This is a genomic window from Streptantibioticus ferralitis (assembly GCF_029223525.1).
GTDB classification, from domain to species: domain Bacteria; phylum Actinomycetota; class Actinomycetes; order Streptomycetales; family Streptomycetaceae; genus Streptantibioticus_A; species Streptantibioticus_A ferralitis.
Genome location: NZ_JARHTQ010000062.1, coordinates 1 through 19,149, shown reverse-complemented (window position 1 = coordinate 19,149; position 19,149 = coordinate 1). Strand labels below are relative to the sequence as shown.

Annotated in this window: 16 protein-coding genes; 12 read left to right on the top strand and 4 right to left on the bottom strand. The window is 69.5% G+C overall.

Annotated elements, in window-relative coordinates; genetic code table 11:
- Window positions 1-152: 152 nt before the first annotated feature.
- Entirely contained in the window at window positions 153-341 is a 189-nt protein-coding gene (locus tag P2L57_RS39130) for a hypothetical protein (protein ID WP_275823231.1), read from the top strand.
- A gap of 144 nt (window positions 342-485) precedes the next feature.
- Here the strand turns inward: P2L57_RS39130 and P2L57_RS39125 are convergent, their stop codons facing one another.
- The 3 genes from P2L57_RS39125 to P2L57_RS39115 form a co-directional block, all read right to left on the bottom strand.
- Window positions 486-713 carry a hypothetical protein gene (locus P2L57_RS39125; protein ID WP_275823228.1) on the bottom strand — a complete coding sequence of 76 codons (228 nt, stop codon included), beginning with the start codon at window positions 711-713 and terminating at the stop codon, window positions 486-488.
- Window positions 714-1,445: 732 nt separating this feature from the next.
- Window positions 1,446-3,080 (bottom strand): AfsR/SARP family transcriptional regulator, encoded by a 1,635-nt coding sequence (locus P2L57_RS39120; RefSeq protein ID WP_275823226.1) that lies wholly within the window; start codon window positions 3,078-3,080, stop codon window positions 1,446-1,448.
- Window positions 3,081-3,174: 94 nt separating this feature from the next.
- Window positions 3,175-3,396 carry a hypothetical protein gene (locus tag P2L57_RS39115; RefSeq protein ID WP_275823224.1) on the bottom strand — a complete coding sequence of 74 codons (222 nt, stop codon included), beginning with the start codon at window positions 3,394-3,396 and terminating at the stop codon, window positions 3,175-3,177.
- A gap of 335 nt (window positions 3,397-3,731) precedes the next feature.
- Between P2L57_RS39115 and P2L57_RS39110 the strand changes: the two genes are divergently transcribed.
- The 10 genes from P2L57_RS39110 to P2L57_RS39065 all read left to right on the top strand — a co-directional run bounded on the left by P2L57_RS39110 (window position 3,732) and on the right by P2L57_RS39065 (window position 17,734).
- Window positions 3,732-5,696: a non-ribosomal peptide synthetase gene (locus P2L57_RS39110; protein ID WP_308292566.1), complete on the top strand. Its 1,965-nt coding sequence runs from the start codon at window positions 3,732-3,734 to the stop codon at window positions 5,694-5,696.
- Window positions 5,693-8,626, top strand: coding sequence for a type I polyketide synthase (locus P2L57_RS39105; protein ID WP_275823220.1), 2,934 nt, complete (start codon window positions 5,693-5,695; stop codon window positions 8,624-8,626). Before P2L57_RS39110 ends, P2L57_RS39105 begins: the two co-directional genes overlap by 4 nt.
- Before the next feature lie 36 nt (window positions 8,627-8,662).
- Window positions 8,663-8,869 carry an MbtH family protein gene (locus tag P2L57_RS39100; RefSeq protein WP_275823218.1) on the top strand — a complete coding sequence of 69 codons (207 nt, stop codon included), beginning with the start codon at window positions 8,663-8,665 and terminating at the stop codon, window positions 8,867-8,869.
- Complete coding sequence (locus P2L57_RS39095) at window positions 8,866-10,155, top strand: MFS transporter (protein ID WP_275823216.1); 1,290 nt, start codon at window positions 8,866-8,868, stop codon at window positions 10,153-10,155. Before P2L57_RS39100 ends, P2L57_RS39095 begins: the two co-directional genes overlap by 4 nt.
- Entirely contained in the window at window positions 10,148-10,942 is a 795-nt protein-coding gene (locus tag P2L57_RS39090) for a thioesterase II family protein (RefSeq protein WP_275823214.1), read from the top strand. The genes P2L57_RS39095 and P2L57_RS39090 overlap by 8 nt, the downstream gene beginning before the upstream one ends.
- An 8-nt stretch (window positions 10,943-10,950) precedes the next feature.
- Window positions 10,951-12,696 (top strand): acyl-CoA dehydrogenase family protein, encoded by a 1,746-nt coding sequence (locus tag P2L57_RS39085; RefSeq protein WP_275823212.1) that lies wholly within the window; start codon window positions 10,951-10,953, stop codon window positions 12,694-12,696.
- Window positions 12,697-12,765: 69 nt separating this feature from the next.
- Entirely contained in the window at window positions 12,766-14,118 is a 1,353-nt protein-coding gene (locus P2L57_RS39080) for a condensation domain-containing protein (protein WP_275823210.1), read from the top strand.
- Between the two features lie 37 nt (window positions 14,119-14,155).
- Window positions 14,156-15,997 (top strand): non-ribosomal peptide synthetase, encoded by a 1,842-nt coding sequence (locus P2L57_RS39075; protein ID WP_275823208.1) that lies wholly within the window; start codon window positions 14,156-14,158, stop codon window positions 15,995-15,997.
- Window positions 15,998-16,040: 43 nt separating this feature from the next.
- Window positions 16,041-17,408 carry a hypothetical protein gene (locus tag P2L57_RS39070; protein WP_275823206.1) on the top strand — a complete coding sequence of 456 codons (1,368 nt, stop codon included), beginning with the start codon at window positions 16,041-16,043 and terminating at the stop codon, window positions 17,406-17,408.
- 50 nt (window positions 17,409-17,458) lie between these two features.
- Window positions 17,459-17,734, top strand: coding sequence for a hypothetical protein (locus tag P2L57_RS39065; RefSeq protein ID WP_275823204.1), 276 nt, complete (start codon window positions 17,459-17,461; stop codon window positions 17,732-17,734).
- A gap of 295 nt (window positions 17,735-18,029) precedes the next feature.
- Here the strand turns inward: P2L57_RS39065 and P2L57_RS39060 are convergent, their stop codons facing one another.
- Window positions 18,030-18,569 carry a TetR/AcrR family transcriptional regulator gene (locus P2L57_RS39060; RefSeq protein WP_275823202.1) on the bottom strand — a complete coding sequence of 180 codons (540 nt, stop codon included), beginning with the start codon at window positions 18,567-18,569 and terminating at the stop codon, window positions 18,030-18,032.
- A 113-nt stretch (window positions 18,570-18,682) separates the two neighbouring features.
- Between P2L57_RS39060 and P2L57_RS39055 the strand changes: the two genes are divergently transcribed.
- On the top strand, window positions 18,683-19,045 hold the full coding sequence (locus tag P2L57_RS39055) for a nuclear transport factor 2 family protein (RefSeq protein ID WP_275823200.1): 363 nt from the start codon (window positions 18,683-18,685) through the stop codon (window positions 19,043-19,045).
- Window positions 19,046-19,149: the final 104 nt, after the last annotated feature.

Below are 19,149 nucleotides of genomic sequence, written 5' to 3'. Positions count from 1 at the left end.
CGTCTGCACTCCGCCCTCGACTACCTTCCACCCGAGGAATTCGAGGCCGAGTACTACCGTTCCCTGGCGACCCCGAACACCGCCTGAAAACTCACAAACCGGCCGCTACGAAACTCGGGGCAGCTCACTGCTTCAATGCATCGGGAAGCAGCTTGACGAAGGGCTTTACGGTCAAGTTCCAGGAGAACGCCCTGCCCCGGCAGGCGGTTCTGTGGCAAGCCACCTACTGGGGTCCCAAGCACAAGACCTGCTCGCCGTGGATCCGTACCACAGGGCAGGTGTACGCGGCGGTCTACGGCAAGGCTCACGCGGACGTTCAGGTTTGGGTATACACCCCCTGACCTGGCGCTGCCGGGCCCCGCGCTGCGGGGTCCGGCAGCCCGGTGCCGACGGTCACATAATTCCCCACCAGCAGCGTCAGCTTCCCCGCCCAGACGTTCGAGCCCGACACACTGTCAGTGCATCGGGCTCGGTATGTGTTGTGGTCAGTCCCACCAGCCGCCACCGGCGCGCCAGCGCTGCACCCATTCCAGGAAGCCGAGCGCTTCGGGCATGGGATACGGGTAGGCGCCGACATCGCTGACGAGCCAGACCTTGCCCCGTTGGGGGCCGGTGACGACGAGGACCCAGTAAGAGAGTTCGTCGTCGGTGCCGAGCACAACGGAGCCGTGGTTGTAGACGTCGCCGACGCGTTCGTAGTGGCCTTCGGCCAAGGGCTCGCCTTCCCAAGCCCAGGTCTCCTGGAGCGGGAAGGGGGCTGCGGGATTCCGAGCGCCCTGGTCGGGCCAGCCAGGCGGGAGCCATCCGAGTGACAGGAGGCCCCCGTCTTCCGGTGGCCCTAGGGAGGACCCGTTGGCGATCTCTGCAACCAGGGTTCGGTACGGCTCCGGAAGGACTACCCCGTTTTCAGATTCCCACGCCGACACGGCTTCGTGTCCGAGTGCTGGCTCGCGCCACTCAGGCTCGAAGGCCGAGTGCAGGAACTCAAGGGTGGCCTCGTCGGGGCGCTGATCGGGTGATGTGGTTGTCACGGCAGCATGCTGGCAGAAGCGGCTGACAGAGGACGCTAGGAGCGCGTCCCGCTCGAATGTCTGGGCGGGGAAGCTGACGCTGCTGGTGGGGAATTACGTGACGTTCCACACCCGGTAGGCGCGGCCACCGTATGGGGCCGTGCTTCGGGCCCAGTGGGCTCCCTGATACGTGGCCCCGCTCGCGGCCGCAGCCAAGGCCCTCGATCTTGCCGGCCTTGGGGTGCCGGCCACGGTGCACTGGCCCACCGGCCGCGGCCGGATCACAGGGTGGTGGCCGATCCGGCCAGCGCTCCGAGAGGCGGTCACGCTTGGCCGGACATCGGCCACAACGCTGCGACTTGAGGTGTAACCGCAGTGAGCAAGCACTTGCGCAACCGGCTCTGTTCTGCCGCCGGGGGACTCGATGGGCTGGCCCTACGCCGGGGTCAGCAGCCGGTGGAGGATCGCGGCGGTGGCTTCCTCCATGTCGCAGCCCAGGGCGGTGTTGAGATCATCGAGGCGCAGCGCGGCACGTTCCAGGGCGTCGTGGTCGCCGATGGCGTGGTAGCCGCGGAAGAGTGCGCGGTAGAGGAGTTCGGATTCGGGGGCGGCGCTGAGTCCCTTGGTGGCGGCCCAGATCGCGGCCCGAGGGTTGCCGTCGGCCAGGTTGCGTTCGGCGAGTTCGGCGGCTGCGTCGACGATGGCCGCGATCATTTCCTGCATGAGCGGCTCGGCCCAGACGTACCGGCGCGGGGGGATCGCTGCGAACGGGCGGCCGCGGACCAGTTGCAGGGCCTGGTGGAGTCCGTGGTCGCTGCCGTCGGCCACGAGGGTCTGGAACCGGTGCCAGTCGCACGTGACCGATTCGGCCATGCGGTAGCGGGCGTCGGCGGTGGTGGCGATCGGAGGCAGGTACGCGGTGCCGTCGGCAGCGGTGCCCAGCCAGGACCGCAGCCGGCTGATCCACGGGTTACGTGTCTTGCGGGAGACCTCCCGGCCCGGCCAGATCGCCTCATCGAGCGCGCGGTGATCCCTGCCAGGGTGCAGCACCATCCACGCGGCGATCTCGGTCAGGGTACGCAGGTAGCGCTGTTCGGTGCTGCCGGCGCCGGTGACGTCGACGGGGCCCATGACACGGATGACCGGTTCGGCCACCGTCTCGATCGCAGGCTCGTCCGGCTCGGCTACCGGGACTTCGATTACGGGGGCGCTGGACGAGGCAGACGTGGAGGGCAGCGGTACTGAGGGAGCTGCGGGTACGGGCTTGGCGTCGTCGGCGGTGTCGGCTGGTGCGGACTCGTCGACACCCAGGTCGGCGAAGGACGCCATGAGACCGCTGGCGTCCTGGTCGTCGTGATCGTCTGGTGAGTGTGCGCCCGGCGTGGCAACGGCGGCGGTCGGTGGTTCGGCGGGCAGGGCGGGATCGGGTGCCACGACCTGTTCGGGGACGAAGTCGAGGCGCTGTGGCTCCTGCTGGGCGGGGATGTCCGGGGTGTTGGCGGCGGAGGTTGCGATGATTTCCAGGACGTCGGTGTAGTCCCGGTCGGACAACTCCTGCAGGGTGCACACCAGGTCGACGCCGGGGAGCCGAACCAGGCCGCCGTCGGCGACAACGCTCCACCCCTCGTCCGCGCGTGGGGCGGTGTTCGGGTCGGTGGTCAGGACGGCCGTCGCGGTGCGCGGATGGTTCCGAGTGACCGCGGCCAGCTCCTGTACGACGTGTGCTGCGGGGTCCTCACCGGCGGCGAGGATGATGTGCGGCGTCCATGCGGCAGGGGTGTCGGCGCCGAGCCGGGCCTGCCGCATGGATGCGGCGCCCGCCGTGGTCAACGCCTGCTGCTGGCCGCTGTGGTGGGCGGTGATCGCGCGGAGAGCGGCCTGCGGGTCCTGGTGCTCGGTGCACCGCTCGGGCAACAGGGCAGCCAGGCCGGGGCAGGCCGGCCCGAGCATGGTGACGTCGATGTGGTCGGCCAGTGTGGACGTTGCCAGCTCCACCGCGAGTGCCCGCATCACCTGGTGGCGCCGCGGCCCGCTGATGCGCACCATCCCGTACCGCTCCAGGTCGATCACTCTCCGCAGGCCGTCGTTGCCTTCCCGGCTTCTGCCTCCAGGCGGGCTCTCGGTGCCACGACACACGTCAGTGCCCCGGAAGGCCCGATGCTGCTCAGAACCCAGGTAGTAAGCCGGCGGGTACCAGGGCGGCGTCGTAACTCTCGACGGCCCAGGGCAGCACCACGCAGGACAGCAGGAACCAGTCGCTGTAGCGGTGCAGGTCCCACTCCTCGACGGGGAAGCGGAAACCTTCGTGGATGTCCTGGCAGGAGCCCTCGAAGCGGCCGAGCGCCGCACGGAGTCCGGCTTCCGTGCTCAGGCCGGCCCGCCCCACTCGGGGAACAGATCGGTTTCGACGTCCCCGGACAGGGAGGGTGTTCCACGATGCAGTCCACGGCGGTGTTCCGGATGTAGGACGCCGCGCGCGTGGCGTCGTACTCGGACCGTTCTCGTACAGCTACCGCCAGTTGGGGTGTAGCGCTGAGTAACAGTCAGTCGGGCAACAAATCGTGTTCTTTTGTTCACTCCCGTTCCGCCTCGCCACGCTTGGTGATCCATTTGGTTGGGTGAGGGAGCACGGGAGGCCTGGGAGCCGGAGGACCTGATCGAGGTCTGGACGCTGCTTGAAGACGACATGAAGAAGGTGCGGAACACATCGGGGGCGAGGGAATGTTTGTTCGATGGCGAGCCGTTGAGGGGCTGGGTTCGATGAGAGCGGAACTGAGGCAAGAGGGTGGGGGGCAAGGCTCCGCCGGGCTCTGCCGGGCAGGTCAGCGTGGCGGCGGCGATGTGCTGCAGCTGTTCGGGGAGCGGGTGCGGGCCAGTCCTGATGCTGTGGCCGTCGTCGACCGCGGCGGGCGCATGACGTATGCAGAAGTTGATGGGTCTGCCGACCGGCTGGCCGGAGTGTTGGTGGAGCGCGGTGTGGCTGCTGAGAGCGTGGTCGCGGTCAATCTGCCGCGGGGGCGCGAGCTGGTGACGGCGATTCTGGCGGTGCTGAAGTCCGGTGCTGCGTACCTGCCGCTCGACCGGGCATTGCCGGCCGCTCGCCGTGGATACCAGTTGGAGGCGGCCGGTGTCACTCTGCTGATTGGAGCCGATGGTGGTGACGGTGTCGAGGTGGTCGACCCGGCCGCTGCCGAGCCGGCCGGCCGGTCCGTGCAGGATTCGTCGGTGGCGGTCGATCCTGGCGACCTCGCCTATGTGATCTTCACCTCGGGATCGACCGGGCGCCCCAAGGCGGTGGCAGTCACCCACGCGTCGCTGGCGAACCACGCGGCTGCCGTAGGCGCAGCTTTCGAACTGACCGAGGCTGACCGGGTGCTGCAGTTCGCCGGGCCGGGCTTTGACGTGTTCGGGGAGGAGGTGTTCCCGACCCTGCTGGCCGGTGCTCGGGTCGTGGTGGCGCCCGATCCGGTGCCGTCACCCGCTGAGCTGGAGGAGTTCATACGCCGCGAGCGGGTCACGGTGGCCAACCTGCCGACGCCGTACTGGGACCAGTGGGTTGGTGACCTCGATGCCGAACCTCGAAAGGTGCCCGAGGCGCTGCGGCTTCTGGTCGTGGGCAGTGATGTCGGCCTCACCCGTACGCTGGCGGGCTGGCGACGGCACGCTGCGGTGCCTGTGTTCAACGCCTACGGTCTGACCGAGACCACCATCACCGCCACGCTCCAGGCGTTCACCGGGGAGTCGCTGCCCGAGGGCGACACGCTGCCGATCGGGCGGCCTGTGGCCGGGGCTCGGGCGTACCTGTTGGACGCCGAGCTGGAGCCGGTCCCGGCGGGCACCCGGGGCGAGCTGTACCTCGGCGGGGCGGTGCTGGCTCGCGGTTACCTGGGGCGGCCGGGACTGACAGCCGACCGTTTCGTGCCGGACCCGTTCGGCGACACGCCCGGTGGGCGGCTCTACCGGACCGGCGACCTCGCGGTGGTGTGCGCCGACGGTGCCCTGGCCTTCGTCGGCCGGGCCGACGATCAGGTGAAGATCCGCGGTCAGCGGGTCGAACCGGCGGAGATCAGCGCGGCCCTGTGTACGCATCCTGCGGTGCGTCAGGCGCACGTGCGGGCGGTGGACGACGAGGCGGGTGGTAAGCGACTGGTCGCTTACGTGGTCGCTACCGAGGTCGAGCCGTCACAGCTGCGCGCCCACCTGGCCGTGCACCTGCCCGCCGCCATGGTCCCGGCCTCCTACGTGTTGCTCGGCGAACTGCCGGTGACCGCGAACGGCAAGATCGACCACAGGGCGCTTCTGGGGTCGCCCGCCGGTGACGCGGCGTCCGCCGCGCCGCAGGTGGTGACGCTGACCGGTCTGGAGGAGCAGATAGCGGCGGTGTGGCGCGAGGTGCTGCGGGTCGGCCAGGTGGGGCTGGACGACAGTTTCTTCGAGATCGGCGGCCACTCCTTGCTGCTCGTGCAGGTGCAGCGCAAGCTGAGCGGGGCGCTCGGACGGCAGGTTCCCGGCGTCGCGCTCTTCGCCCATCCGACCATTCGCAAGCTCGCTGCCCATCTGCGCGAGGGGGACGGCTCCGACCCGGCCATCGGCGCGCTCGGTGACGAGCGGGCCGACGAGCGTCGCAGCGGGCGCGCTCGGCTCCAGCAGCGCCGCGCCCGCCAGAGCGCCCGGGGTACCCGATGACGCGGGCGGCACAGCCGGTGGATCCGGACAGCCCCTTCCTCGCTGTGGTCGGCATGGCCGGGCGGTACCCGGGAGCGCGTGATCTCGGTGAGTTCTGGGAAAATCTGATCAAGGGCGTGGAGTCGGTCACTCGCTTCCCCGGTGACCCGTCCACGCCCGGGTATGTCCCCGCGTTCGGCGTGCTGGAGGGCGCGGACGAGTTCGACGCCGGGTTCTTCGGCTACTCGCCGCGCGAGGCGTTGATCCTCGACCCGCAGCAGCGGCTCTTTTTGACCGGCGCCTGGGAGGCGCTGGAGGACGCCGGGTACGACGCGAGGTCCTGCGCCGGGCCGATCGGCGTGTACGCGGGCAGTAGCCAGACCGGTTACCTGGACACCTTGATGGCCCACCGCGACCGGCTCGGCCCGGTCAGCGAATGGCAGTTGCGGCTGGCCACGGGCATTGACTTCCTCACCTCAAGGGTCGCCCACCGGCTCGGGCTCACCGGGCCCGCGGTGACGGTGCAGACCGCCTGCTCGACGTCGCTGGTCGCCGTCCACGTCGCCGCACAGGCGCTGCTGTCCGGCGAGTGCGACCTGGCACTGGCCGGCGGAGCCAGCGTCAACTTCCCGACGCGTCTGCCCGAGTACTCCGAAGGCGGTGTCATCTCACCCGACGGACGCTGCCGGGCCTTCGACGCCCAGGCCCGCGGGACCGTGGGCGCCAACGGTGTCGGTATCGTGGTCCTCAAACGGCTCGCCGACGCGCTGGAGGACGGCGACCACATCCGTGCGGTACTGCGCGGCACCGCCGTGAACAACGACGGCATGGACAAGGTGGGCTTCACCGCGCCGGGAGTGGCCGGCCAGGCGGAGGTCATCCGCGCGGCCCACTTGGTGGCCGAGGTCGAGCCGGACAGTATCGGCTATGTCGAAACGCACGGTACCGGCACGCCGCTGGGTGACCCGATCGAACTGGCCGCGCTGACCCAGGCCTTCCGGCGCGGCACCGAACGGCGCGGGTACTGCCGGATCGGGTCGGTGAAGACCAACATCGGCCACACCGACGCGGCCGCCGGGGTGGCGGGCTTCATCAAAGCGGTGCTTGCCGTCCAGCACGGCCTGATTCCGTCGAGTCTGCACTACACCTCGCCCAACCCGGAGATCCCGTTCGAGGACAGCCCGTTCATGGTGAACACCGAGCTGTACGAGTGGCGCTCGGACGGTCCCCGCCGGGCCGGGGTCAGCTCGTTCGGGATCGGCGGCACCAACGCGCACGCGGTCCTGGAGGAGCCGCCCGCGCGAGCTCCCCGACCCGCCGCGCCCGGCAGCCACCTGTTGGTGCTGTCCGCCAGGACCGCCCACGAGCTGGACCGCGCTGCCACCCGGCTCGCCGAGCACCTGCAGGGGCAGGCGTCCGGTTCCGGCCCTGGTCGAGACCTGGCGGAGACCGCCTGGACGCTGCAGACCGGCCGCCGCGCCTTCGCGCACCGCAGGTTCGCCGTGGCCGCCGATCGCACCGAAGCGATCGAGGCACTGGCCTGTGCCGACGCCGGCGGCCACCCGCCTGTACCAGGCGAGCGTCCGGTGGTGTTCGTCTTTCCCGGGCACGGCGGACAGCACGCCGGCATGGGCCGCGAACTGTACGAGGACGACCCGGTATTCCGCGGCGAGGTCGACGCGTGCTGTGCGTATCTCGCACCCACGCTCGGCCTCGACCTGCGGACGGTTTTGTACCCTGCCGGGGAGCAGCAGACCACGGCGGCCGAAGCGGCCCTGCGCGACATGGGCGTGGCCCAGCCGGCCGTCTTCGTGGTGGAGTATGCCCTCGCCCGGATGTGGCAACGGCGAGGGGTGCGGCCGGCTGCCGTCGCTGGGCACAGCCTTGGGGCCTTCGCCGCCGCGTGCGTGGCCGGTGTGCTCTGCCTACCCGACGCGCTGCGGCTGGTCGCCGAGCGCGGCAGGCTGATGCGGACCCTGCCCGCCGGGGCGATGCTGGCCGTGCCGCTGGCCGAGCACGACGCCACCGAACTGCTCGGCGACGGCCTGGAGCTGGCGGCCGTCAACGGACCGAACCAGTGCGTGCTGTCGGGGCCGCAGGAGGCGATCGACGCGGTGTTCACACGGCTGACGGCTGAGGGTGTCGACGTGCGTCGGCTGGACATCGCCGCCGGTGGACACAGCGCTCTGGTGGAGCCGATCCTCAACCGATTCGCCGCCATGATCACCGAACTCGACCTCAAGGCGCCTTCCATCCCCTGGGTCGGGGACACCACCGGAGACTGGGTTCGCATGGACCGCGCTCCGGGTGCCGAGTTCTGGACCACCCACATGCGCCAGCCGGTGCGCTTCGGCGACACCCTCGCCACCCTGCTCGCCGAGCCCGACCGGATCCTGCTCGAAGTCGGCCCCGGCCGTGCCCTGACCACCCTCGCCCGCCGGCACCCGGCCCGCACGGAGGGCCACCTGGCGCTGCCCAGCCTGCCGCACCCTGCCGATGAGGAGTCCGCTCTGCGGACCTCGCTGGCCGCTGCCGGACGCCTCTGGGCGGCTGGCGTCGAACTCGACTGGGCGGGGTTGCACGAAGGCAACCTGCCGGGCCGGACCGCGCTGCCGACCTACCCGTTCAGCCCGCAGCGGTACTCCCCGCTCCCTGCCGACGGTCCCGCGCCGACCGTCACCGCCGAGCCATCGTCGACCGTCCCGCAGCCCGCACGAGAGGGCGACACCGAAGCACAACTCGCCCAGCTTTTTGGTCAACTGCTCGGACTGGACAAGCTAGCGGCGCAGGACGACTTCTTCGACCTGGGCGGGGACTCGCTGATCGCCGTTCAGCTCGTCTCCGCCCTCCGCGCTGCCTTCGGCGTGCGCATCACGGTCAAGCAGGTCTTCACCGCTCCCACCGCGCGCCGACTGGCCCGGGTGGTCGACGACGCCCGGCAGCAGGCCTGAACCGTCACCTGACACACCGACCCGAAAGGGACAGCCATGTTCGAGGAGAACGACGGGCGGACCTACGAGGTGGTCCGCAACAGTGAGGAGCAGTTTTCCGTCTGGCCGGCAGACCGGGCGCTGCCGGCCGGGTGGGAGCGGGCGGGTGGATCGGGCACCAAAGCGGACTGCCTCGCCCTGATCGACACTCTGTGGAGCGACCTTCGGCCCAAGAGCATACGGGAGCGGGCATCCGACCGATGACGCAACCAGACCCGCCACCAGGGCTGCTGCGCCACCAGGGCTTCAGACGGCTGTGGGCCGCCCAGGCGGTCAGCGTGCTCGGCGCCCAGATCTGCGAACTCGCGCTGCCACTCGCGGCCGTGGAGGTGCTGAAGGCCACACCGTTTCAGGTCGGCCTGCTGGCCGCCGTGCAGTACCTGCCGTTCCTGCTCTTCGGCCTGCCGGCCGGGGCATGGGTGGACCGGATGCGCCGACGGCCCGTCATGATCACCGCGGACCTGGTGCGCTTCGCGGTCCTGCTGACCGTGCCGGCGGCCGCATTCTGCGGGGTTCTGAGGATGTGGCTGCTGTATCCGGTCGCCTTCGCGGTCGGGGTCATGACGGTCTTTTTCGACGTGGCGTCACAGTCCTTCCTGCCGACGCTGGTGGGCGAGGAGCGGCTCGTTGAGGCCAACACCAAACTGCAGCTGTCCCAGACTGCCGGGCAGCTGGCCGGCCCGAGCGCCGGCGGATTCCTGGTCCAGCTGCTGACCGCCCCGGTCGCCGTGCTCGCCAACGCGCTCGGCTACGCCGGGTCGGCCGTCCTGCTCCTGCTCGTGCGGGCGGCGGAGCCCCCGATCCGCGACATGGTACGGCCGGGGCTGGTGGCCGAGGTCAAAGACGGCCTCAGGTACCTCTTCCGGCACCCGCTGCTGCGCCCGATCACGCTGAGCGCGGGCATCACCAACCTCTTCGGCCTGTTCGGGATGGTCCAGGCGATCCTGGTGCTGTACGCGGTCCGTGACCTGCGGCTCTCACCGGCCGCGCTGGGCACCACGCTCGCGATCGCGAACGGGGGCGTGCTGTTCGGCTCGCTCGCCAACGGCCAGGTGGTGCGACGCCTCGGCGTCGGCCCGTCACTTGCCTGGGCCACCTTTGGGCTGGGCGGCAGCGTCCTGCTGCTGCCACTGGCTACCCCCGGCACCGCCATGCCCGTACTGGCGGTCGCGATGGCCCTGGCCGGGCTCTGCGCCTCGGTCTTCAACATCAACCAGATCAGCCTGCGGCAGACCCTCACCCCCGCCTCGATGCGCGGGCGGATGACCGCGACGCTGCGGTTCGTGGTCTGGGGCGTCATCCCTGTCGGCACCTTCGTCGGCGGCGCGCTGGCCCGCCCGCTCGGACTGCGCGGCGTTCTTTGGATCGCCGGCACCGGCAGTGTCCTCGCGGGGCTGCCGCTGCTTGCCTCCGCCGTGCGCTCGCTGCGGACGATACCGATTGCCACGCCCAACGCCCACCCCATGGGCCAGGAGACCCTGAATGTCTGATGTTCCCAAGCACACCGCTCGGCGCTGGCTGGCCAACCGCCGCAAGCGCCCCGAAGCCGCGATTCGCCTGTACTGCTTCGCCCACAGCGGCGGCTCGGCCGCCGAGTACGTCCGCTGGGGCGACGACCTGCCCGACATCGAGGTATGGGGCATCCAGCTGCCCGGCCGCGGCTCACGGCTCGACGACCCCCTGTACACCCGGGTCGGCCCGCTGATTGAGGACCTCGTCGAACAGGCCGGCTTCCAAGGACCGTTCGCCTTCTTCGGACACAGCCTGGGCGCCCTGCTTGCCTACGAGACCGCACGCGCCTTGGACGCACGCGGCCTTCCTGGCCCCGAGCGCCTGCTGCTGTCCGCCTGCCCGGCTCCGCACCGGCCTCGCGGACTGCCGCCGATCCACCACCTTGGTGACCGTGATCTGTTCGCCGCTATCCAGAGGCAGTACGCCTCTCTCCCGGACGAGGTGGCCGAGGACCCGGACTTGCTGGCGATCGTGATGGCCTCGCACCGCGGCGACTTCGAACTGGTCGACAGCTACCGCCACACCCCCGGTGACCCCCTTGACCTGCCGCTGCACGTCTTCGGCGGCGCCGAGGACCGGCTCACCGCCGGCGAACTCGGCCAATGGCAGGACCACAGCCGTGGACCGTTCTCCCTGCACCTGCTCCCCGGTGGCCACTTCTACCTCCGCGAGCAGCGCACGGCCCTGCTCGAACTGATCCAAACCGCTCTGGCCGACCGCCGCCACGCCGAGTCGCCCGTCGACGCGCTCTCTGACGACCTGTGAAAGCAGACATGGCTCACCACACCATCACGCCGGCCGGGTTCCTCGCCGAGCTCCACCTGGGACGCCTGCGCTGGGACCTGATCAGCCCTTTTCCCACCTCATCCGATGAGGATCACGCCCGTGGCGACGCCGCCGTCGCCGAGCTGATGCGTTTCCTCCAGGAGACCGTCGATCCGACCGAGGTGGACCGCACCGCGAAGCTCCCCGACGGCTTCCACGAGGCCTGTGCCGCCCGCGGCTACTTCCGGCTGCAGGATTCGCCCGAGCACGGCGGGCTGGGTCTCTCCGCCCGCAACGCCTTCCGGATGATCCAGGCCGCGGCCAGCTGGTCGGTGACCGCCTGTTACGCGATGTCCGTCCATCTTGGGCTGGGTGCCGGCGCCTACCTGCCGATCCTGGCCGACGGCGAGCTGAAGTCCGAACTCCAGCGGCTGCTTGCGACGGGCGTGATCTCCGGCGACGCCGACACCGAGCCCACCGGCGCGATCAACCGGACCCGTGCCACCACCGCGGTACCCACCGAGGACGGCACCGGATTTTGGATCAGCGGCGAGAAAGTGTTCATTCAAAACGGCCCCATCGCCGGCCTGCTGCGCGTCTCGGCCACCGTGCACGAGAACGGCCGGGAGTACATCCGGCTGTTCTTCGTCGACACCACCGACCCCGGCTTCACGGTCAAGTCCTGGCATGAGTACCTGGGCTTGAAGGGCCTGCCCAACGCAGCCCTCACCTTCGACCGGGTCTTCGTCCCCCACAGCCGCGTCTTCACTCTCGACGGCCTGAGCGCCGAGGACGAGTGGCGTCTGGCCCCGGAACTGCACACCATCAGCGTCCGAGGCCGGATGTACCCCATCTCAGCGCCCGCTCTGGCGATCGGCCGGCTCTGCGTGCACTGGTCACGGGAATTCGTCCGGCGACGTTCGGTCGGCGGGCTCGGGCTGGAGCAGTACGACGAGATCCAACGCATCCTCGCTGCCAACCTCGCCGAGACCTTCGCCATGGAGAGCGTGATCGAGTGGTGCCTACTGGCCGAGGAGCGCCATCCAGGGATCGACCTGGACCCGGAGCAGACAGTAGCCAAGAACATCAACTCGATGACCAGCTGGCGCATCATCGACCGCACCCTGTCCCTGCTGGCCGCCGAGGGCTTCGAAACCGCAACGAGCAAGGCCCGGCGCGGCGCCCAGCCGCTACCGGTGGAGCGGTTCTTCCGCGACGCACGCGCCCTGCGCGTGGCCGGCGGAGTGGACTTCTTGGTGGACCACTGGGCGGCCCGGCACCTGCTCTCGCGCCACTACCCAAAACCACAGACCGTCGCGACAATCCCGACCGACCTCACTGCAGCGGACGCATCCCTGTCCCCGCGCAACCGGGACCACCTGCTCTTCGTGGCCGACCAAGCCGTGCATTTCGCCCGCCTCTGCCGCGACCTGGTGGACCGTCACCCTGAGCCCGAGGAGCTTTTCGCCAAGGAACGCACGCTGATCCTGCTCAACCAGCTCTCCGCCGAACTGTTCAGTATGTCCGTGGTACTGGCCAGGGCCGCCCGGCTGCACCCCGACGGCACCGGCCCGGCCCAGGACCTCGCCGACGTGTTCTGCGCCGAAGCACGCCACCGGATAGCGGACGCCCAGCGGCGACTGACTGATACCGACGGACCCGACCACGCCGGCGTCAGCGCGCAGTGGCTCCACGGCGATGGCCTGGAGTTCCTGCTCCGCGACACCGTCACCGCCACCCCACCCGCCCGCTGAGCAGGCGTCCGCGACGGCCCCGCCACGGCCAGAACGCCCAAGTCCACTGCCCCGGAAAGGGCCGCACCGATGTTCAACCTCTCCCGTTCCCAGGAGATCGTCTGGCTGCACGAGGAGCTCTTCCCCGACAGCCCCGCCTACAACTTCACCGCCGCCCTCGACCTGCACGGCCCGCTGGACGAGCCGGCCCTGCGGCAGAGCCTGGCAACGGTTCTCACCCGTCACGAGGCGTTCCAACTCGAACTCGATCCCGAGGCCTTCCCGCCGACACAGCACGTGAACGACGCTTGCGCACTGCGCTATCGCACCGTGGACCTGACCGGAACCGAGCACCAAGAGGCAGCCTTCGAGGAACTATGGCGCAAGCAGCACGACGCGCCCTTCGACACCGCCGAGGCACCCATGGTTCGGTGGACCCTGATCCGGCTGGCCGAGGACCACCACCGGCTGCTTCAGACCGAGCACCACCTGGTACACGACGGCTGGTCCTTCGGCCTGGTCCTGCGCGACCTGTTCACCACCTACCGCGCCCTCACCCAGAGCATCCCGGCCGACCTGCCCGAGCCCCGTTCCTACCTTGAGCACGTCCGCCAGTCAGTGGCCACGGAGGAACAACCGGGTAACCAGGACCAAGCCGTGGCGTATTGGCGCAGCACCCTGAACGGCGCCGCCTTCGACCTGCCGCTGTCCGGCCTGGTCAACCCGGGACGAGTCCGCGACATCCCGCACGGCGACCAGCTGCGCCAACTACTGGAGCCCGAACTGGCCGAACGCCTGCGGTCCGCCGCCCGGCGGGACGGGCACACCCCGTTCTCGGTCCTGCTCACCCTCTTTGCGGAGCTGCTGCGCCGGCAGAGCGGCCGGGCCGATCTGGTGATCGGCAGTGCGGTGGGCAACCGCCCACCCGGCTTCCGGGAGACCGTCGGGATGTTCGTCAACACCATCCCTCTGCGCATCCGGCTCCAGCCCGACGACAGTGCGCTGGAGGCAGTCGACGAGGTCACCGAGGTGCTGATCCGCTCGCTGCCCCACCAGGGCGTCCCGGTCCAGGACCTGGCCCGCGAGCTCGGCGTGCACTCCAGCGCCGGCCTGGACAACCCGCTGTTCCACGTCATGTTCAGCGCGCACGATGCGCCGCTCCCGCATGTCGAGGGCCTGGACCTTCAGGTCTCCATCCACGAGGCGTTCAACACCGGTACCTCCCGTTTCGACCTCGACGTGGTACTGATCCCCGACTCCCGCCGGACGGTCAACGCCCGCTCGGGCCCCGGCGGCATGCTGCTCATCTGGGACTTCGCTACCGACCTGTACGACAGCGTGCAGATCGGCGGACTTCAGCGGCAGTTCAGCGCGCTGCTGGAGGCCTACCTTGCCGACGGCGCAACCGGCCTCGCAGCCCTCGCTGCAGCAGCAAACGGCTGAACTCACCCCCCCCGAAACCATGCCCCGAGGAGACGAGATGCCCCTCCACGAACCCACCGGCCAGCAGCTGCCCAGCATCGCCTGGGGTGGTGAGCCGGCGCCCGCTCCCGCACCGGGGGCGGGACCGCTTGAGTGGTTCGACAGCTGGCTGGCCAAGCAGCCGGAGGCCCCTGCGGTCGTGGACGGCACCGCCGTCCACAGCTACCGGGAGCTCGACCAGGCCGCCGCCCGGATCATCCGCGCCCTCAACGGCAAGGTCGCTCGCGGCGATCTGGTAGGGGTCTGCCTGGAGCGCTCCACGCTGCTGGTGGCCGTAGCGATCGCGCTGGCCCGGATCGGCGCGGTCTACCTCTCCCTCGGCCCGCAACCGGGGGCCGCGCGGGTGAAGTCCATCACCGAGGACGCAGGCATCCGCTGCCTGCTCATCGACGGCGCTACCACCTCGCCGTCCGGCTGGACCGTTGAACCGGCCGACGCGGTGGACGGCCTCATGCTCGCCTTGGGCGGTGGACACGCAAAGGGTGCGCCCAGCGAGGCCTTCTGCGCCGTCAGTACCTCGGGCAGTACCGGCAAACCCAAGATCGCACTACTGCCGCAGGGGGCGATGGCCAACCTGGTCCGCTGGACCTGCGACCGGCTTGAGATCGGCCCCGAGTCCCGAGTCGGCCTCTTCGTCGGCACCACCTTCGACGCCCACCTCAAGGAGGTGTGGGAGGCACTGTCGTCGGGCGCGACCTTGTACGTCGCGCCCGAGGACGCCCGCGGCTCGATGGCCGAACTGTTCCAGTGGTGGCAGGAATCGGGCCTGACCCACTGCCTGCTGCCGACACCACTCGCCGAGCTCGCCTTCGCCCAGCCATGGCCTGCAGGCCTGGCCATGCGCCACATCCTGGTAGGCGGCGACCGGATGCAGGTGCGGCCGCCCGCGCAGTGCACGGCGGTCGTACACAACGTGTACGGGCCGGCCGAGGCCACCGTGCTCACCACGACCCATCGCCTGCGGCCCGAGAGCGACGACCCGGCCGCCGTCGTGCCGATCGGAGAGCCACTGACCGGCTACACCGTCCTCGTCACCGACGAGGACGGCCTAATCGTGCCCAGAGGACAGGCCGGAGAAGTCCGGATCGGCGGCGCGGGTCTGGCGCTCGGCTACGTGGACCCGGAGCGGACCGCCGAACGGTTCGTGCCGGCGCCCGCGGGACAGCCCTACGTGGACCGGGTCTACCGGAGCGGCGACAAGGCGGTGATGCGCGCCGACGGACTGCTGGAGTTCCTCGGCCGCATGGACGACCAGGTCAAGATCAGCGGCGCACGGATCGAACCGGCCGAGGTCGAAGCGGCCCTGGAAGCCCACGAGTCGGTGCGACATGCCGTCGTGGTCCCGTTCCGGAGCAACACCGGCACGCTTCGGCTGGGCGCCTTCCTTCTGCTCGCCGAGGGGGCGCAGGCCGACGAGGACGCGGTGCTGACCGCCGTCCGCGCGCGGGTGCTGAAACAGGCAGTGCCCGCCGTGGTGCGCTTCGTGGACGCCTTCCCGCTGAACGCCAACGGGAAGGTCGACCGCGCAGTGCTCGCCCAGCAGGCGACCCCTGCGGCGTCCACCACGGGGGCGGCGCCGACCCCGTCGACATCGCAAGCCGAGGACACCGAGGCGTTTCTGCTCGCGGCCTGTCGCCAGTTGCTCGATCAGCCCGACCTCACGCCTGCCGACAACTTCACCGATGCGGGCGGGACTTCACTGGCTGTCGCGCGCCTGGTTGCCCTGATCGAAAGCGTCTACCCGATCCGAGTCAAGGCCGCTGAGGTCATGCGCCAGCCCGACCTGGCCGCCCTGGCAGCCCTGGTTGCCACCCGCCGCGCATCGTCGACACACCGCTGAGCACTCCCCACCGCCCGCGCCCTGCTGGTTGAGAGGACTTTCGATGGACCGATCCATCCTGACCGAGCGGTATCTGGCCGAACTGAGCCAAAGCACCGCCACCACAGCCGAACTGCTCGGCCCTGCAGAGCAGGATACTTTGCTCACCACCTACTACCAGGGCGGGTTCCTGCCCCGCCCGCTCTTCCTCGGTCACGAGGAGCGCATTCAGCTGATGGAAGACCTGGAAGTGCTCCGCACCGCGCTGTTCAGCCTGCCCGACAAGCTCTTCGACGGCGACCTTGCCGCGTTCGCCCGGGCTGTTGGCATGACCGAGGCCCAGATCGAGGTGATCCTGCGTAGCCAGGGCGCCGCCGCGACCCGCATGGCCCGCGCGGACCTGTGCGTCGACGACAGCGGATTCAAGGTCCTGGAAGTCAACGTGACCAGCTCGCTCGGCGGCATGGACAACGGCGTGCTGGCCTGGGCCCTGCTGAAGCACCCGTTCCTCGCCGACTTCGCCGAGCGGCACAGGCTCGGCTTCGTCGACACCGCGAGCGAACTGCTGCACACCATGTACACCGCCACCGGGTTCGATCCGCAGTCCCGGCCATTCATCGCGGTCGCGGACTGGCCGAGCAGCTACCTGAGCGGTTGGGGCACCTTCCTGGAAGAGTTCTGCGCCCACCTGCGGGCCCTTGGCGCCGACGCCCATCCCTGCCACGTCGGCCAGTTCGACTACCGCGACGGACGAGTGTGGCTCGGCGACCGGGCCGTCGACATCATCCACCGCATCTTCCTCGCCGAGGACCTGCTCGAATCCCCCGAGGCCCCCGCGCTGATGGACCAGGTCGTCAGCGCGGCCTCGGCCGGCCAGGTGAAGCTGTTCGTCCCACTGGACGCGGAGCTCTACGCGAGCAAGACCACACTCGCGATGCTCTCGGACGAGGACAACCGGCACCTGTTCAGCGCCAAGGAACTGGCCGCCTTGGACCGCATCCTGCCATGGACCCGAACCCTGCGGCCTGGCAAGGTGACACTGGAGAGCGGACAAACGGTCGAACTGCTCGACTACGCCCGGACCAACCGGCACGACCTCGTATTGAAGCCCACGGTGCTGCACGGCGGCAGCGGCGTAGTGCTGGGCTCAGACACGACCGAGGAGGAGTGGGCCACCCACCTCGACGCCTCGATCGACAGACCCTACGTCCTGCAGCGTCGGATCCGCCCGGTCACCGAACTGTTCCCCGACGAGAACGGCCAGTTGCATCCCTGGCTGACCGTCTGGGGCGTGTTCACCATGGCGCGCGGCTTCGCCGGCGTCATGGCGCGCGGCACCCGCCTGGAAGCCAACATCGGCGTGGTGAACGTCGCCAACGGCGCACACGGCGGCACGGGACTGTACGAGCTGCCCCCCGCAGGCGGCAGGTGAATTGCCAGAGGCCTTTCCCAGCACCCTGCAGCGGGCCTTCGCCCGCCAGCGTGAGGAGGCGGAGCGGGCCGAAGCCGAACGGCGCCGACAGCAGGAGTGGGGGGGAGCAGCAGGCCGCCTGGGCGCGAGAGGCCGAAGAAGCGGCACGGGAGCCGGAACCTTTGTGCGAGTTGTGCGGCGGGCCTCGGGACGGCAACCCGTCCGTCATCGACCCCGAACTGGCCGATGCGTCGCCGCCGGACGGGCTGCACTGCCCGAGCTGCCGCCTCCAGCTCGCGGCCCAGCCCAAGACACGTCTTGGGCGCATGCTGCGCCGGTTGGCGTAGGGCTGCGGGCAAGCGAGGAGGGGACCCGGCGACGTCCGCGGGTCCCCTGTCGTAGCCGTCGGTCAACGCAGGAGAGACCGAACCAAGGCCAATACCAGGACTCTGTTGGCGATCTTTCGAGGGGTGGTGACGGCGGGGTGAGTTGGTGCTTCGCTGGTGGGGTGCGGGGTGGCCTCGGCTGAGGCAGTGGCGAGGCATCGCGACCCGCTACGAGAAGACCGCGAACATCTAGCTGGCCGGACTCCACATCGCCGGCATCTTCCTCTGGTCCGACCGATGATCCAAACGAAACGACCTAGCTGAGTTCGCTGCTCAAGACGGCGAGTACGTGTGCTCGTTGGATGCGGCGTATAGCGGAGGGTGTCTGTCCGGATGCCAGTAGTTCGTCGACGAGATTGATGTGTACGGCGGCCAGCAAGATGTGCGCCAGGTATTCGGCGTCCTTGGCTGTCAGGGTGGGGACGGCCTCCGTCACGGTCTGCGCCAGCAGGTCCCGCATCCACCGGTATTGCTCGCTTTGCAGCAGTCCTGATGTTGCGGCTTCCCGAGCTCTCAGCAGGTTGCGGTTGTCGAGCTTGAAGGTGAGCACCGCATCAAGGAAGGCGACGGCTCGGGTCCGCGCAGGGGCTCCAGGCCCTAGCGGTGGGGGGCCGTTGTCCACCTGGTCCCGCAGATCTTGGGCTTTGGTGGCCCACAGTGCGTCCAGGAGGCCGTCGCGACTACCGAAGAGTCGGAAGATTGTCCCTTTCCCGACATGTGCCGCCGCTGCGATGTCATCCACGGAGACGCTGCTGACGTCGGCTTGCGCGAAGAGGTCGTTCGCGGCCGCGAGCACGACCGCAGGCGAGGTCGAAGGGCGGCCTCGCCTCCGCTCTACATTTTCGGACTGACGGTCCGTAATGGTGTTAGGCTCTTCAGGACACACAGGTCGGAAACCTCACTGGAGACATGATGACGTCATCATCCACCCTGCCGCCCTGGTTTTCTCGCGCACTCGACTCGCTGTGGGCCGGTGACCTCGACGGCTTCACATCGATCTTCGCTCCAGACGCGCTCTACGAGATTCCCTTCACCCCGGCTGGCCCGGTGCGGCTCGAGGGCCGCGAGGAGATCGATACTTTCATGCGTGGCCTGCTTGACGGCGGTCGGCTTCGCTACGGCTCTCTTACGGAAGTCCGAGCCTACGAGACCGGGGATGACCTGATCGTCGAGGCAGTCGCTCGTCATCACCGCTCCGCAGACGGATCGCCGCTCGACCTGAGTTACATCTGGTTTGTCACGCGGCGAGGGGTGTGTCAACTTAACGGCTGATCTTGGTTGTTGAGTGGTCAGTTGTTGCTCGGGGTCAGGCGGCCCTCGAAGGCGATCTGGAAGGCGTTCAAGGGTGCCTTCCAGCGCATGGTCCACCGCTTGCG

Excerpts from the sequence above, each read along its gene's own strand:
- P2L57_RS39110 (WP_308292566.1), top strand. The coding sequence starts at position 3,732 with ATGTTTGTTCGATGGCGAGCCGTTGAGGGGCTGGGTTCGATGAGAGCG.
- P2L57_RS39105 (WP_275823220.1), top strand. The coding sequence starts at position 5,693 with ATGACGCGGGCGGCACAGCCGGTGGATCCGGACAGCCCCTTCCTCGCT.
- P2L57_RS39100 (WP_275823218.1), top strand. The coding sequence starts at position 8,663 with ATGTTCGAGGAGAACGACGGGCGGACCTACGAGGTGGTCCGCAACAGT.
- P2L57_RS39095 (WP_275823216.1), top strand. The coding sequence starts at position 8,866 with ATGACGCAACCAGACCCGCCACCAGGGCTGCTGCGCCACCAGGGCTTC.
- P2L57_RS39090 (WP_275823214.1), top strand. The coding sequence starts at position 10,148 with ATGTCTGATGTTCCCAAGCACACCGCTCGGCGCTGGCTGGCCAACCGC.
- P2L57_RS39085 (WP_275823212.1), top strand. The coding sequence starts at position 10,951 with ATGGCTCACCACACCATCACGCCGGCCGGGTTCCTCGCCGAGCTCCAC.
- P2L57_RS39080 (WP_275823210.1), top strand. The coding sequence starts at position 12,766 with ATGTTCAACCTCTCCCGTTCCCAGGAGATCGTCTGGCTGCACGAGGAG.
- P2L57_RS39075 (WP_275823208.1), top strand. The coding sequence starts at position 14,156 with ATGCCCCTCCACGAACCCACCGGCCAGCAGCTGCCCAGCATCGCCTGG.
- P2L57_RS39070 (WP_275823206.1), top strand. The coding sequence starts at position 16,041 with ATGGACCGATCCATCCTGACCGAGCGGTATCTGGCCGAACTGAGCCAA.
- P2L57_RS39055 (WP_275823200.1), top strand. The coding sequence starts at position 18,683 with ATGATGACGTCATCATCCACCCTGCCGCCCTGGTTTTCTCGCGCACTC.